The sequence below is a fragment of the Xanthomonas sp. WHRI 10207 genome (genome assembly GCF_040202975.1).
GTDB lineage: Bacteria > Pseudomonadota > Gammaproteobacteria > Xanthomonadales > Xanthomonadaceae > Xanthomonas.
The window spans coordinates 318,484-333,363 of sequence record NZ_JBEGDX010000004.1; the positions used below are offsets into that span (position 1 = coordinate 318,484).

General features: G+C 64.2%; 13 protein-coding genes and 1 other RNA gene. 5 read left to right on the top strand and 9 right to left on the bottom strand.

Translation table 11 applies throughout. The annotated features are described in order from the left end of the window. Positions 1–2: 2 nt before the first annotated feature. Together ABQU90_RS15715 and ABQU90_RS15720 are read right to left on the bottom strand one after the other, a co-directional pair. Positions 3–1,406, bottom strand: coding sequence for a mannose-1-phosphate guanylyltransferase/mannose-6-phosphate isomerase (locus ABQU90_RS15715; protein ID WP_115562895.1), 1,404 nt, complete (start codon positions 1,404–1,406; stop codon positions 3–5). A gap of 48 nt (positions 1,407–1,454) precedes the next feature. Further along, positions 1,455–2,801 carry a phosphohexomutase domain-containing protein gene (locus tag ABQU90_RS15720; protein WP_115554616.1) on the bottom strand — a complete coding sequence of 449 codons (1,347 nt, stop codon included), beginning with the start codon at positions 2,799–2,801 and terminating at the stop codon, positions 1,455–1,457. A 134-nt stretch (positions 2,802–2,935) separates the two neighbouring features. Between ABQU90_RS15720 and ABQU90_RS15725 the strand changes: the two genes are divergently transcribed. Beyond that, the gene (locus tag ABQU90_RS15725; RefSeq protein ID WP_323522457.1) at positions 2,936–3,667 is read left to right on the top strand and encodes a CoA transferase subunit A; all 732 of its coding nucleotides are present in this window, start codon (positions 2,936–2,938) and stop codon (positions 3,665–3,667) included. Further along, positions 3,667–4,299: a CoA transferase subunit B gene (locus ABQU90_RS15730; protein WP_115528924.1), complete on the top strand. Its 633-nt coding sequence runs from the start codon at positions 3,667–3,669 to the stop codon at positions 4,297–4,299. The genes ABQU90_RS15725 and ABQU90_RS15730 overlap by 1 nt, the downstream gene beginning before the upstream one ends. A gap of 30 nt (positions 4,300–4,329) precedes the next feature. Here the strand turns inward: ABQU90_RS15730 and ABQU90_RS15735 are convergent, their stop codons facing one another. Continuing rightward, a complete protein-coding gene (locus ABQU90_RS15735) occupies positions 4,330–5,979 on the bottom strand; it encodes an electron transfer flavoprotein-ubiquinone oxidoreductase (RefSeq protein WP_323522456.1) in 1,650 nt (549 codons plus the stop codon). Positions 5,980–6,104: 125 nt separating this feature from the next. Between ABQU90_RS15735 and ABQU90_RS15740 the strand changes: the two genes are divergently transcribed. Beyond that, complete coding sequence (locus ABQU90_RS15740; RefSeq protein ID WP_323522455.1) at positions 6,105–6,704, top strand: alpha-ketoglutarate-dependent dioxygenase AlkB family protein; 600 nt, start codon at positions 6,105–6,107, stop codon at positions 6,702–6,704. A gap of 496 nt (positions 6,705–7,200) precedes the next feature. Beyond that, positions 7,201–7,275: non-coding RNA, sX9 sRNA (locus tag ABQU90_RS15745), on the top strand. A 22-nt stretch (positions 7,276–7,297) separates the two neighbouring features. Here ABQU90_RS15745 and ABQU90_RS15750 read toward each other — a convergent pair. The 4 genes from ABQU90_RS15750 to ABQU90_RS15765 form a co-directional block, all read right to left on the bottom strand. After that, on the bottom strand, positions 7,298–7,942 hold the full coding sequence (locus ABQU90_RS15750; protein WP_323522453.1) for an ABC-type transport auxiliary lipoprotein family protein: 645 nt from the start codon (positions 7,940–7,942) through the stop codon (positions 7,298–7,300). Continuing rightward, positions 7,939–8,865 carry an MlaD family protein gene (locus ABQU90_RS15755; RefSeq protein WP_055848166.1) on the bottom strand — a complete coding sequence of 309 codons (927 nt, stop codon included), beginning with the start codon at positions 8,863–8,865 and terminating at the stop codon, positions 7,939–7,941. The genes ABQU90_RS15750 and ABQU90_RS15755 overlap by 4 nt, the downstream gene beginning before the upstream one ends. A 2-nt stretch (positions 8,866–8,867) precedes the next feature. Beyond that, on the bottom strand, positions 8,868–9,707 hold the full coding sequence (locus ABQU90_RS15760; RefSeq protein ID WP_323522452.1) for an ABC transporter ATP-binding protein: 840 nt from the start codon (positions 9,705–9,707) through the stop codon (positions 8,868–8,870). A gap of 85 nt (positions 9,708–9,792) precedes the next feature. Further along, positions 9,793–10,905: an MlaE family ABC transporter permease gene (locus ABQU90_RS15765; protein WP_055848169.1), complete on the bottom strand. Its 1,113-nt coding sequence runs from the start codon at positions 10,903–10,905 to the stop codon at positions 9,793–9,795. Positions 10,906–11,071: 166 nt separating this feature from the next. Here ABQU90_RS15765 and ABQU90_RS15770 point away from each other — a divergent pair, with 166 nt between their 5' ends. After that, positions 11,072–12,331 (top strand): threonine/serine exporter family protein, encoded by a 1,260-nt coding sequence (locus tag ABQU90_RS15770; protein WP_055848172.1) that lies wholly within the window; start codon positions 11,072–11,074, stop codon positions 12,329–12,331. Between the two features lie 59 nt (positions 12,332–12,390). Here the strand turns inward: ABQU90_RS15770 and ABQU90_RS15775 are convergent, their stop codons facing one another. Next, positions 12,391–12,855: an H-NS histone family protein gene (locus ABQU90_RS15775; RefSeq protein ID WP_055848175.1), complete on the bottom strand. Its 465-nt coding sequence runs from the start codon at positions 12,853–12,855 to the stop codon at positions 12,391–12,393. 143 nt (positions 12,856–12,998) lie between these two features. Beyond that, the gene (locus ABQU90_RS15780; RefSeq protein ID WP_323522451.1) at positions 12,999–14,693 is read right to left on the bottom strand and encodes a proline--tRNA ligase; all 1,695 of its coding nucleotides are present in this window, start codon (positions 14,691–14,693) and stop codon (positions 12,999–13,001) included. Between the last annotated feature and the right edge of the window lie 187 nt (positions 14,694–14,880).

Sequence of the window (14,880 nt, forward strand, 5' to 3'; positions counted from 1 at the left end):
GATCAGGCGCGCCCGTAGGTATCTTCAAAACGTACGATGTCGTCTTCGCCCAGATAACTGCCGGACTGCACTTCGATCAATTCCAGCGGCAACTTGCCCGGATTGCGCAGACGGTGAGTCACGCCCAGCGGGATGTAGGTACTCTGGTTTTCGGTCAGCAGCAGAACCTCGTCGCCACGGGTGACTTCGGCGGTACCGCTCACCACGATCCAGTGTTCGGCGCGATGGTGGTGCATCTGCAGGCTCAGCACTGCACCGGGTTTGACGGTAATGCGCTTGACCTGATGACGTTGGCCCATGTCAATCGAATCGTAGGCGCCCCACGGACGATAGACCTTGCGGTGCCAGGTGGCTTCGGACCGGCCGTCGGCCTTGATGCGGCCAACCACGTCCTTGACCTCCTGAATACGATCGCGATGACCGACCAGCACGGCGTCCGGCGTCTCGACGACGACCACGTCTTCCAGGCCGACCATGGCGATCAGACGCGAGCCATAGGCATAGGTGTTGCGGCAGTCCACCTGGATCACGTCGCCATGATGTGCATTGCCGTGGGCGTCCTGCTCGGACACGTCCAGCAGCGACGACCACGAACCGACATCGTTCCAGCCAGCGTCCAGCGGGACCACGACCGCATCGGCGGTCTTTTCCATCACCGCGTAGTCGATCGAATCCGACGGGCTGGCCGCGAATGCGTCCTTGTCCAGGCGGGTGAAGTCGGCATCGCGCTTGCCGTTTTCCCAGGCTTTCTGGCAGGCATCGGCAATGGCCGGATGGAACTTGCGCAGTTCCTCCAGGTAACGCGAGGCACGGAACAGGAACATGCCGCTGTTCCAGTAGTACTCGCCGCTGGCGAGGTAACCCTGCGCGGTGGCCAGGTCGGGCTTCTCGACGAAACGCTCAACGGCAGTGGCGCCGGTACCGCTACCGGCCTTGATATAGCCGTAGCCGGTCTCGGGCGCTGTCGGCTTGATGCCGAAGGTCACCAGCTTGCCTTGCTCGGCCGCAGCAGCAGCTGCCGTCACCGCGGCCTGAAACGCGGCTTCATTCTGAATCACATGATCGGACGGAAGGACCAGCAACAGCGGGTCGGCACCGTCGCGCATGGCTTCCAGGGCCGCGACCGCGATCGCCGGTGCCGTATTGCGTCCCTTGGGTTCCAGCAGAATCGCGGACGGCTTTACGCCGAGTTGCTGCAGCTGCTCGGCGGCCATGAAGCGATGTTCTTCGTTGGCAACCACGATAGGCGCATGGCCTGCGACCGGAGCCGAGCGCAGCCAGGTGGCCTGCAGCATGCTCTTGTCGCCGACCAGCGGCAGGAACTGCTTGGGATAGGATTCGCGCGACAGCGGCCACAGGCGCGTGCCGGAACCGCCGGACAAAATGATGGGTAGGACGTCGCTCATGGGCGGGGGAAACTCCAAAGTGCGTCTATAGGTGGGAGAGGAGATGAATCAACCGCGCAGCAAGTCTGAAATCTCTTGCGTGCGGCTTTCCAGCAGTGCGGCGTCGCCGCGCGTTTCCACGTTCAACCGCAGCAGCGGTTCGGTGTTGGAGCTGCGCAGGTTGAAGCGCCACTGGCCGAAATCCGCACTGATGCCGTCGGTGTAGTCCAGTTCGGGCGACAGGTCGGCATAGTGTTCCATCACGCGGGCAACCGATGCCTTGGCATCGGCGACCTTGAAGTTGATTTCGCCGCTGCACGGGAACTTCTGCATGCGTGATTCGACCAGATCGGCCAGCGAACGACCGGACTGCGACACCAGCTCGGCGATCAACAGCCACGGAATCATTCCGGAATCGGCGTAGGCAAACTCGCGGAAGTAATGGTGCGCACTCATCTCGCCGCCATACACGGCGTTTTCGCTGCGCATTTTTTCCTTGATGAAAGCGTGGCCGCTCTTGCACAGCACCGGAATGCCGCCGGCTTCTTCGACCTGCTCGACCGTGTTCCAGGTCAGACGCGGGTCGTGCACGACTTTGCCGCCCGGCTGCTTGGCCAAGATGGCCTGCGCCAGCAAACCGACCAGGTAATAACCTTCGATGAAGCGGCCGGTGTGATCGAAGAAGAAGCAGCGGTCGAAATCGCCATCCCATGCGATGCCGAAGTCAGCGCCGTGTTCCTTGACCGCCTTGGCGGTGGCGGCTCGGTTTTCCGGCAGCAGCGGGTTCGGAATGCCGTTGGGGAAATTGCCATCCGGCTCATGGAACACGCGCACGAATTCGAACGGGAGGTGCGGTGCAAGCAGATCCACGATCAGGCCTGCGCCGCCGTTGCCTGCATTGACCACCAGCTTGAGCGGCTTGAGCGTGCTGCGGTCGACGTAGCTGAGCAGGTGCTCCAGGTAGGCAGTCTTATCGGTGCGGCTCTGCTCGCTTGCGGTGGGCTCGCCGGCTGCAGCGGTATCGGCAGCGACCGTGTCGCGGATCGCGAACAGGCCGGTATCGGAGCTGATCGGCCGCGCTTGCTCGCGCACCAGCTTCATGCCGTTGTAGTCCATCGGATTGTGGCTGGCGGTGACCATCACGCCGCCGGCGGCCTTGAGGTAATCGGTCTGGAAATAGACCTCCTCGGTGCCGCACAGGCCGATGTCGATCACCTCGCGGCCGCTGGCGCGCAGCCCTGCCGACAGCGCTTCCTGCAAGGCCGGGCTGGCCAGACGCACATCGTGGCCCAGGACCACAGGCCCTTGATCCAGCTGCGCCGCCAGTGCCACGCCGATCCGACGGGCCAAGTCCTCGTTGAGTTCATCCGGCACGCGGCCGCGAATATCGTAGGCCTTGAAGGCGGGTAGCGTCATGGGCAATTCCTGAAGTGGGGGACACCCGAGTTTAGCGGGTGCGCCGTGTCTTGGGTGTGGCGGAATTGCGACCGGGGACAGGGAACAGTCAGCGGATAGAATGGCCGTTTCACATCAGCGAGGTGAGGGCGGTGATGCGCAGCAATGAAGAGGGTAAGGCCGGCGGTAAACGCTATGCCGATGCAACGACGGCGCTGGATGGCGTGTTGGCCGATGGCCAGACGCTGGCGGTGGGCGGCTTTGGTTTGTGCGGGATTCCCGAAGCCCTGATCGCCGCCGTGCGCGATAGTGGGGTCGGCGGATTGACGGTGATTTCCAATAACGCCGGCGTCGATGGATTCGGGCTTGGTCAACTATTGGCCACCCGGCAGATCCGCAAGATGATTTCGTCCTACGTGGGCGAAAACAAGGAATTCGAGCGCCAATATCTGGCTGGCGAGCTCGAGCTTGAGTTCAATCCGCAAGGCACCCTGGCCGAGCGCCTGCGTGCGGGCGGTTCGGGAATTCCCGCGTTCTACACTGCCACCGGCTACGGCACCATCGTGGCCGAGGGCAAGGAGACCCGCGAATTCGACGGCAAGCACTATGTGCTGGAAACCGCGCTGCATGCCGATGTTGCGCTGGTCAAGGCATGGCGCGCCGATACCGCCGGCAACCTGGTGTTTCGCAAGACCGCGCGCAATTTCAATCCGGCCTGCGCCATGGCCGGTCGCATCTGCATTGCCGAGGTCGAGGAGATCGTGGCGCTTGGCAGCATTGATCCAGATCACGTGCATCTGCCGGGCATCTACGTCGACCGACTGGTGCTCAACACGGCGCCGGAAAAACGCATCGAACAGCGCACCGTGCGCGAAGGACAGCAGTAATGGCCTGGACCAGAGATCAGATGGCCGCACGCGCGGCGCGCGAATTGACCGACGGCGCCTACGTCAACTTGGGGATCGGCCTGCCGACGCTGGTGGCCAATCACATCCCCGACGGCGTGGACGTGTGGTTGCAATCGGAAAACGGCCTGCTCGGCATCGGCCCGTTCCCCACCGAAGATGAAGTGGACGCAGACCTGATCAATGCCGGCAAGCAGACGGTGACTGCGCGTGCCGGTGCCAGTTACTTCGGCAGCCATGACTCGTTCGCGATGATCCGCGGCGGCCATATCGATCTGGCGATTCTCGGCGCGATGCAGGTCACCGACCGCGGCGATCTGGCCAACTGGATGGTGCCAGGCAAGATGGTCAAGGGCATGGGCGGCGCGATGGACCTGGTGGCCGGCGTCAAGCGCGTGGTGGTGCTGATGGAGCACGTGGCCAAGGATGGCAGCCACAAGATCCTGCCGGCGTGCGACCTGCCATTGACCGGCGTGGGCGTGGTCGACCGCATCATCACCGACCTGGCGGTATTCGATGTCACCGCCGACGGATTGGTCTTGGTGGAGGCGGCCGATGGGGTGGAGCTGGAAGAGTTGCGCGCCAAGACTGGCGTGGAGTTCAAAGCCGCATAAACAATCAGGGGCCGATATGGCCCCTGATTTCTACAGGTTCTGGTAATTCGGCCCCGAACCACCCTCCGGGGTGACCCAGGTGATGATCTCGTAGGGGTCCTTGATGTCGCAGGTCTTGCAGTGCACGCAATTGGCGGCGTTGATCTGCAGGCGCTTGCCGCTGGGGCTGGCGGTGTCTGCGACCATTTCGTAGACATTGGCCGGGCAGAAGCGGGTGCAGGGGTTGTCGTACTCCTCCACGCAACGGGTGGCGCAAACATCGGTGTCCAGGACTTTCAGATGCACCGGTTGGTCTTCGTCGTGTTCGGTGGCGGCGAAGTAGACCGCCTGCAGGCGGTCGCGCGGGGCCAGTTCGCGGGTGCCGTAGTCGCGCTTGGGTTGTTCGTAGTCGCCGAGCTTGTGCAGCGCCGACCAGTCCGCCTTGTTCTTCAGGGTCCAGGGCGAGGCGCCCTTGAGTGCGGTTTCCCAGGCGGCATTGAGCAGGCCGAACCACAGCCCCTTCTTGAAGCCGGGTTTGATATTGCGGACTTCCTTCAGCTCGGCCATCGCGTCCGAGGCGCGCAGTTTTGCATCGAAGCCCTGGGGGGCCAGCTGCGATTGCACCAGGTGTTCGGCGGCGAGCATGCCGCTACGAATCGCCTGATGGGTGCCCTTGATCTTGGGCACGTTGAGCAGGCCGGCGGTGTCGCCGATCAGCAGCGCACCGGGCATTTCGACTTTGGGTAGCGACTGCCAACCGCCGGTGACGATAGCGCGCGCGCCGGCCGACAGGACGCTGCCGCCTTCCAGCAACGACTTGATCAGTGTGTGGTTTTTCCATTGCTGGAAGGCTTCCCACGGCTGGTACTTCGGGTCGCTGTAGTCCAGCCCGCTGACGTAGCCAAGCGCGATCTGGTTGTTGTCCAGGTGATACAGAAAGCTGCCTCCGTAGGTGCGGTTGTCCGCGGGCCAGCCGATGGTGTGCACGATCTTGCCGGGCGTGACGCGGCCTTCGGGCACCTGCCACAGCTCCTTGATGCCGATGGAATAGCCCTGCGGGTCGCTGTCTGCGGTGAGGTCGAAGCGCTTGAGCAGGCGCTTGGTCAGATGCCCGCGCGCGCCTTCGGCCAGCACGGTGACCTTGGCGCGGATATCGATGCCGGCGGTGTAGCCGGGCTTGTGCGAGCCGTCCTTGGCCACGCCCATGTCGCCGATGCGCACGCCCACCACCTGGCCGCTGTCGTCGTGCAGCGTTTCGGCGGCGGCAAAGCCGGGGTAGATTTCCACGCCCAGCGCTTCGGCCTGCGGAGCGAGCCAGGCGCACATCGCGCCCAGGCTGACGATGAAGTTGCCGTGGTTGCGCATGCCCGGCGGTACCACCGGGAACTTGCGCGCGCTGTCCTTGCCGAGGAACCAGAATTCGTCGTCGGTGGCGGCCACGCAGATCGGCGGCGGGTTATCGCGCCAGCCGGGCAGCAACGCGTCCAACGGGCCGGGTTCGATCACCGCGCCGGAGAGGATATGCGCGCCGATGGTGCTGGATTTTTCGATCACACACACACTCAACTCTGGGTTGAGCTGCTTGAGCCGGATCGCGAACGATAGCCCGGCCGGACCGGCACCGACGGTAACGACGTCGTATTCCATGACGTCGCGCTCGACCGTCTCTGACGCTTGCGCGCCGATTCCCGCTTCCGACATTGCTCCGCTCCCGTTGGCTCGATGGCTGGGGCGTATTTTCCGGGATTGCATGTGATGGCGGCAAATCGCGTTGATTCATCCGCGTCTGCGGGCGTGCTCCGGCGCGCGCATGCTAGCGTTTGCGCATGAAACTGCGCGTTGCATTGCCGGGAGCTCAGATCCATTGGTGTCGTGGCTGGTTGCAGGCCGCGCAGGCCGATGCGCTGATGCAGGCGTTGCTGGAACAGGTGCAGTGGGAGGTGCATCGCATCCGCATGTTCGGGCGGGTGGTGGATTCGCCGCGTCTGAGCAGCTGGATCGGCGATGCCGATGCCAGTTATCGCTACTCGGGGACAGAGTTTGCGCCGCAGCCGTGGCTGGAGGCGCTGCAGCCCGTGCGCGCCCGTCTGCAGGATGAAACCGGTTGCCCGTTCAACAGCGTGCTGGTCAATCGCTACCGCAGCGGAGCCGACGCGATGGGCTGGCATAGCGATGACGAGCCGGAGCTGGGCGCACAGCCAGTGATCGCATCGCTCAGCCTGGGGGCGGTGCGGCGCTTTGCATTCAAGCATCGCGACGATGCGGCAGTGAAGCAGACGCTGGAACTTGGCCACGGCGATCTGCTGTTGATGGCCGGCGAGACCCAGCAGCATTACAAGCATGCGCTGCCGCGCACTGCTCGCCCGGTGGGGGAGCGCATCAACCTGACCTTTCGTCTAATCGCGGTGCGCGTGTTCCAGCGATAAGAGCGGCTCACATAACGTAGCGAGCGCTCGCCTGGTGGTGAGTGCGGTGGTTGTGTCGTCTGCATCTTGGTGGATGCAGTCAGAAGCCCTGGTCAAACGCTGAGTGGGTTGAGTGGCGGTGCCCTCACCGCTCGCGGGACACGCCGTGAACCCGTCCCTGGGGGCTCGGTGGCGGCATCCATGCCGCCACACGGTCCCGCAAGCGGTGAGGACACCGCACCAGATCGTTTGCTGGTGTTTTTGCTGAAGAACGAAACCACCGCGTCGTGCGGTTTGCTGGTTGTTGTGCTGAAACTTTGCGCACCGACCATCGTGACTGGTCTTTGCCCGCTCACCGTCGCGGGACCCTTGGCGGCATGGATGCAGCCACGGAGCTTACGAAGACGTACTTGCAGCGTGTCCGCGATGGTGGGCGGGCAAGGGCATTGCAGCCAGCCCGCAGATCAGCCGCCTTGCGGCAGCCAACAGGCCGGCGCGGCCGGTGCTAGGAGTCGGTATGTCCCACTCGTAAACTCCGGTTCCACGCATTGTCCGCACCCACCTGACGACTGCTCACTAGGTGTTGTCAGCAGCTCCAAGTCCGTCGCTTGCACTTACAACGAACGCGGCAAGTTCTGGCTGTCCTGTTGCCCGTTGGTCAGCGTCCAGCCGACTAGCTCGGTGGTGACCTGGGTCAGCGCCTGCTCGAAGGCGACGGCCACCGCAGCGGTGTCGGTGCTGGCGGACGGGCGTGCGACCAGGAAGGTGCGCGAAGCGGCCACGCGTTGATCGGACGAATGCAGCAGCTTGGCGTTGAGTTCGATGGTGGCCGAGGGCACCGACTGGCCGGCGTAATCGGCTTCGAAGCGGCGCACGTCGATCGCCAGCTTGTAGTCCGAGCGGATCCCGGCGCCGATGCGCGCAACCCCCGCGATCTTGCCGGAGTCTTCGAACGCGCGCACCACGCTGTCTTCCAGCATGTCGGTGGCCGGTTGCGCCCAGCCGGCGCCGTGGTAGACCTGCAACTCGCCCGGGGTCGGGCGCACGTTAATGCGCGGGCTGTCGATGATGCGGGCAGCGCTCGGCTTGGCGACCGACAGCTGCCAGGTCACCTGCGGCCAGGTGGGATTGGGCGTGACGCGCACGGTGGGTGCGTAGATCGTGGCCGGCTTCTGGTCGCCACCGGTCAGGACCGAGCAGCCGCCCAGCGTCAGCAACGAGACGCACAACAGGGGACGCAGCAGGCGCATGGCAGTCATTTCGGTTCGAACTCCTTGGGTGCGTCGCGGCCAAGCAGGTAGCGCGCAGGGTTGTTGTCCAGTTTGTCGCTGACCCGGCGCAGGTCGCGGATCAGGCCGCGCAATTCGGTCAGTGTCGGTCCGAGCTGGCCCAGGCCATCGTTGGCAAAACTGTTGATGGCCGCGCGGTTTTCGCCAAGGATGTTGTCGGCGTTACCTGCGGCCGAATCCAGCTTGACCAGCGTTGCGTCCAGCTTGTTCAAGATGCCCGGCAGCTGCTGCACCAGGTTCTGATCCAGCCGCTTGATGGTGCCGTTGGTGGTGGTCAGGGTGGTGTCCAGATTGCGCGCGGCATCGCGCGCGCTGACGATCAGCGCCTGCATGCCTTCGTCGCGGTCGGCGATGCCGCCGCTGATCTTTTCCAGGTTCTGCAGCGTGGCCGAAATGCTGGCCACGTTCTTGTCGGAGAGCATTTCGTCCATGCGCTCGACGATGCGGTTGGCGGTATCGGTGATGTTCTGCAGCGCCGAGGGCGTGGTCTGGATGATCGGCGCATCGCTCTTGTCGATGGTGGTCAGCGTCGGCGCCTCGGGCGTGCCGCCGGAGAGCTGGATGATCGACGGGCCGGTCAGACTGGTGATGGCCAGCTTGGCGCGGGTATCGCTCTTGATCGGTGTGGTGGAGTTGACGCGCACGTGTGCGACCACTTGGCGCGGGTCGTTCGGGGCCAGCGTCAGTTCGGTGATCGAGCCCACCGCGATGCCGTTGTATTGCACCGGGCTGCCGACCGACAGGCCGGTGACCGCCTCGCGGAACACCACGCGGTACTGCTGCCAGGTGCGATCGGAGGAGTACTTGGCGGCCCACAGACCGAACAGCAGCAAGGCCAGGCCTGCCACGATGGTGAAGGCGCCGATCAGGACGTAATTGGCTTTTGTTTCCATGCTCAGGCGGTCTCGGTGGAGTCGGTCTTGGCCGCGCGCGCGGCGCGGGCGCGCGGACCGTGGAAATATTCCTGGATCCAGGGGTGATCGATCTGCTCGACCTCGGCCAGCGGCGCGTTGGCGATCACCTTGCGATCGGCCAGCACCGCGATGCGATCGCAGATGGCGTACAGCGTATCCAGGTCATGGGTGATCAGGAACACGGTCAGGCCCAGCGCCTGCTGCAGCGTTCGGATCAAGCGGTCGAAGGCCGCCGCGCCGATCGGGTCCAGCCCGGCGGTGGGCTCGTCCAGAAACAGCAGCGGCGGGTCCAGCGCCAGCGCACGCGCCAGGCCAGCGCGCTTGCGCATGCCGCCTGACAATTGCGAGGGCAGCTTGTCCAGCGCATCGGCTGGCAAGCCGGCCAGCTTGATCTTCAGCAGCGCCAGTTCGAAATACCAGCGCTCCGGAAACTCGCCGTGGTGTTCCTTCAGCGGCACCTGCACGTTTTCGCCGACGGTCATCGACGAAAACAGCGCGCCGTCCTGGAACAGCACCCCGGTATTACGAGTGATGTGCTGGCGGTCGACAAAACGCCCGGAGCGCGCATCGGCACCCAGCACCTGGATGCTGCCGGCATCCGGCTCGCGCAGGCCCAGGATGCTGCGCATCAGTACCGATTTACCGGTGCCCGAGCCGCCAACCACGCCCAGGATCTCACCGCGGCGCACGTCCAGGTCGAGCTCTTCGTGCACGACCTGGCTACCGAACCGGTTGGTCAGCCCGCGCACGGAGATCGCCAGTTGATCGTCGTCCTCCGTCTCTGTGCCGGGATTGGTGACTGGGGATTCGAGATTGTTCACAGCACCGCACTCCCACATCTCAGGGCGCCAACAGCGCTGCTGTCTTGCACGACTCCCAAATCCCGACGATCGAATCTCGGCTCCATCACCACCCCATCTTCATGAACCACAACGCCGCAATCGCGTCGAGGATGATGACCAAGGAAATTGTCTGCACCACCGACGAGGTGGTGCGTTCGCCCACCGACTGCGCGGTGCCGCTGACCTTCAACCCTTCCAGGCAACCGATCAGGCCGATCACCAGCGCAAACAGCGGCGCCTTCGACAAGCCGACCAGGAAGTGTCGCAACTGGATGGTGTCGTGCATGCGCGCCAGATACATCTGCGGCGGGATATCCAGATCAAATGCGCCTACGGTGACGCCACCGGCCAGGCCGGCGATCATCGCGATGAAGGTCAGCAGCGGCAGGGTGAAAATCAGCGCCAGCAGACGCGGAATCACCAGCAGGTCGATCGGGTCCAGCCCCAGCGTGCGGATGGCATCGACCTCTTCGCGCGATTTCATCGCGCCGATCTGCGCCGTGAACGCGCTGGCGGTGCGCCCGGCCAACACAATCGCGGTCAGCAGTACCGCAAATTCGCGCAGGAAGGCGATGGACACCAACTCGACCACGTAAATTTCCGCGCCGAAGTCGCGCAGGATCGTCGAGCCCAAAAACGCGATCACCGCGCCAACCAGATACGACAGCAGCACCACCAGCGGCACCGCATCCAGCCCGACCTGCTCCATGTGATGCACGGTGGAGGTGAGGCGGAAGCGGCGCGGCTCGTGGATCAGCCGCATGATCTTGACCAGGTTTTCGCCCAGAAAACTGTTGAGTTCCAGAATGCCCTGGCCGACGCCGTGGGTGGTGCGGCCCAGGCGGTCGAGTGCGGCGACAAAGCCGTAATCGCGCTTGGGCTTGGGGCGCTCGTCGTTGAGTTCTTCGATGGTGCACACCAGCGCCTGGTGTTCATCGCGGAAATCGATGGCGTCTTCTTTCAGCCCCATGCGGCCGGCAAAGCGCAGCAGTTGCAGCACGCCGGCCGAATCCAGTTGCTGGATGCCGCGCGCGTCGATGCGACGCACCCCGTCGGGCACCGCTTGCAGCAGTTCGGCCTGGGGCAGGGCGGTCGCCAGGACCCAACTGCCGGCGAGTCGGACCTGTGCCTGATCCTGCGAGTCTTGTTCGATGCGTGGAGGTTGCGGTTTGATCATTGGGTGGCCTGTCCGTGGCGCCAGCATACAGGGCCGGTGTGAGCGAATGATGGGGGCGCCTTCGCTGCGACGGCCTCGGATGGACGGAGGGCGCGCCGGCCACGCGCGCTGCGGCATACACTGACGTCCTCGCCGTATGGCGTTTTTCCGATCCGACCCGCCACGCATGTCCGCTGCCACCGTCGTCCTCCCGTCCGCCAGTGCCACCTACGCCCAGCGCGTCGCCTTTGTGTCGGAAATCGCCGGGCGTCTGCATTCCTATGGCACAACAGCGCAGCGCCTGGAGGCCGCGGTGATCGGGCTATCCCAAAAGCTGGGGCTGGATTGCGAGCCCTGGTCCAATCCCACCGGCATCATCTTGAGCTTCAGCGACCCGACCAAGGCGATCGGTTCCAGCGACATCACCCGCGTGATCCGGCTGGCACCGGGCGAGAACGACCTCTACAAGCTCAGTGTGGCCGACTACGTGGCCGACAGCGTGGCCAACGGGCGCATGAGCATTGCGCAGGGCCACACCGCGCTGCGCCGCCTGGACCGTGAAGTCGATCGGCGCGGCAAGACCTTGCAGGTGCTGGCCTTCGGTCTGGCCGCGGCCGGCGTGGCCGGGTTGTGGAAGTTGCCCTGGCTGGATATCGCCACCGCTGGCGCGATCGGCATGTCGATCGGCCTGCTGACCCAATACACCGACAAGCGCGCCGCCACCAAGGAAGCCGGCGAAGCGCTGGCCGGCCTGCTGGCTGGCGTGGTCGCCGCGCTGGTGGCATCGCTGGTCGGGCCGTTGAATCTCAATACGGTGATCATTGCCTCGCTGGTGGTGCTGCTGCCAGGCATGTCGCTGACCAATGCATTCAACGAGCTGGCCAGTCAGCACTGGGTCTCCGGCACGGCGCGTCTGGCCGGTGCGGTGACCACGGTGCTCAAGCTCACGGTAGGCGCCGTGATCGCGGTGACGCTGACCCAATTGGTGGGCTTGCACCCACAGGTGGCTGCCTTGCGTCCGCAGGCCGGTTGGGTGGAATGGGCGTCGTTGCTGGTGGCCGCTTATGCGTTTGCGGTGTTGTTCAAGGCCAATCGGCGCGATTATTTATGGATCATGGCCGCAGCGATGTCCGGTTATGTCATTGCGCGTTATGCCGGGCATGCCTGGGGTGGCCCGGCCGGAGTATTTGCCTCGGCCATGGCATTGACCGCCGCCGGTAATCTGTTTGGGCGGGTGGTGCACAAACCCGGTGCGCTGATTCGATTGCCGGGCATCATCATGCTGGTTCCCGGTAGTGTCAGCCTGCGGGGTTTTTTGACCCTGGTGCAGCAGCAGGATGTCAGCGTCGGACAAGCCGCATTGTTGGCGGTCACCAATATTGTGATGGCATTGATGGCCGGTTTGCTGTTTGGCAATTTGCTGATTCCGGCGCGCAAGAATTTATGAGCGGCCAGAAAATCACCCAATAAAAACGCCAGCAATGCCGGCGTTTTTATTGGTCTGGATCAAGCGGCCTTGGACTTCTTGGTGGCGCGCTTGGTGACCGTTTTACGTGGCGCGGCCTTCTTTGCCGATGCCTTCTTTGCACCGCCACCGATCTTGCTGATCAGGAAGTCTTCCACCTTCTTGCCAGCAGCGGTCAGTTCGGCCAGCCAGCGCGGCTGCTTGCCGCGACCGGTCCAGGTTTCCTGGGTATTGGACGGGTTGCGGTACTTCGGTGCAACCTTGCCCAGCTTGCGGCCGGCGCGCGGACCCGGCTTGCTGGCAGCGGCCGGACGACCCGGGCCGGCGCTGGCGGCGGTACCAAACAATTCTTCGATGGAATAACCCTGCGCTTTCGCCGCGCGGGTCAGCTGCGTGCGGACCTTGGCGATCGGGGCGCGCTTGGCAACCACGGTCTGCTGCTTCTTTGCATTTTTGATCAGTGCGCCCAACTGCTTGGCCGACAGGCCAGAAAGATCGATCGACATCGCGACTCCGGAAGATGAGAGAGAAAGAATGCCGATCCTTGGCAGCGGCGGCCATCATAATGTCAGAAAACCCGCATGACAAATGCGCCGAAATAATTCGGCGCCTTGTGTTCATCCGATTGGAGCGGAATTGCCCTGTTTGATCAGCACCCCAGGCGGGAGAATAATCCGGCCTTATCCAGGTTTTCTGCCGATTCGGCGGTGCGGGCGCGATATTCAAATGTGCCGGCTGCCAATCCACGTTCCGAGACGACCACCCGATGCGGAATGCCCAATAGTTCCATATCGGCAAACATGGCGCCCGGACGCAGGCCACGGTCATCCAGTGCGGCATCGAGACCGGCGGCGATCAATTCGTCCAGCAACGCCTGGGCGGCCGCGACCACCTGGGCGTCCTGCTTGGGGTTGATCACGCACACCACCACCTGCCACGGCGCCATCGGCGCCGGCCAGACAATACCGGCCTCGTCATGGTTCTGTTCGATTGCCGCGGCCACGATGCGCGAAATGCCGATGCCGTAACAGCCCATCTTCATCACCGCGACCTTGCCGTTTTCGTCGATGACGGCGGCCTGCAGCGCCTGTGCGTATTGGCTGCCCAGTTGGAACACGTGTCCCACTTCGATACCGCGGGCCAGACGCAGCTCGCCGCCATCGGCAGCGCGTTCGCCGTCGATGACGTTGCGCACATCGGCCACCGTCTCCGGCTCGGGCAGGTCGCGGCCCCAGTTGACGCCGGCAAGGTGGGCGCCAGGTACATTGGCGCCGACCACGAAATCGGCCATGGCCGCGACATCGCGATCGGCCACCACGCGCACCGGGCGGGCGGTCTTCAGCGGTCCCAGGAAGCCCGGCTCGCAGCCGAGGTGGTCGCGGATTTCGGCCTCGTTGGCAAGGCGGTAGTCGGCCAGGCCGGCCACCTTGCCCAGCTTGATCTCGTTGACCGCGTGGTCGCCGCGGACCAGCACCAGCACGAAGCCGGCGGTGGTCATCACCGCCACCGACTTGACCGTGCGCTGCAACGCGATGCCCAGCAGCTGGGCGACGTCTTCGCAGGTCTTCTGGGTGGGCGTGTCGATTTGGCGCATGCTTTCGGTCGCTTCCGGACGCGGACCCGGCAGCGCGGCGCTGGCGGTTTCCACGTTGGCGGCGTAATCGGAGGCCGTGGAGAACGCCAGCGAGTCTTCGCCGGAGTCGGCGATGACGTGGAATTCCTGCGAGGCATCGCCGCCGATCGCGCCGGAGTCGGCCTGCACCGCGCGGAACTCCAGCCCCAGGCGGGTGAAGATGCGGGCGTACGCCGCACGCATGTTGTCGTATTCGCGCGCCATGTCCGCATCGGTGAGATGGAACGAGTACGCGTCCTTCATCAGGAATTCGCGCGCGCGCATCACCCCGAAGCGCGGGCGGATTTCATCGCGGAATTTGGTCTGGATCTGATAGAAATTGAGCGGCAGCTGCTTGTAGCTGTTGATCTCCTGGCGCGCGAAGTCGGCCGCAGCTTCTTCGGCGGTGGGGCTGTAGCAGAACTCCTGCTGTTTGCGGTCGCTGATCTTGAGCAACTGCCCGCCGAACTTTTCCCAACGCCCGGTGGCGTCCCACAGCTCACGCGGCTGGATGGTGGGGAACAGCACCTCCACGGCGCCGGCGCGGTTCATTTCCTCGCGCACGATCGCCTCGACCTTGCGCAGCACGCGCAGGCCCAGCGGCGACCAGGTGTACAGCCCGGAGGCCAGCTTGCGGATCATGCCCGCGCGCAGCATCAGACGGTGGCTGACCAGCTCGGCGTCGGCCGGGGTTTCCTTGGTGGTGTGCAGGTGGAACTGGGAAAGACGCATCGGGCTTCGCTTGGGCGGAAAGCCCATAGTTTGCCAGTGTCGCGCCCTGCCGGTCATGGGCGCATACCTGCGCGGCGGGGGATGGGTGCGTTCGACTTGCCTGGTCAGGTGGTCGTAACGCCGGATCGTCGGCCTGCGGTGTGAGCCCGACCACGGTCCTGGACACGAGGTCGTGCCGCCTTCGAAA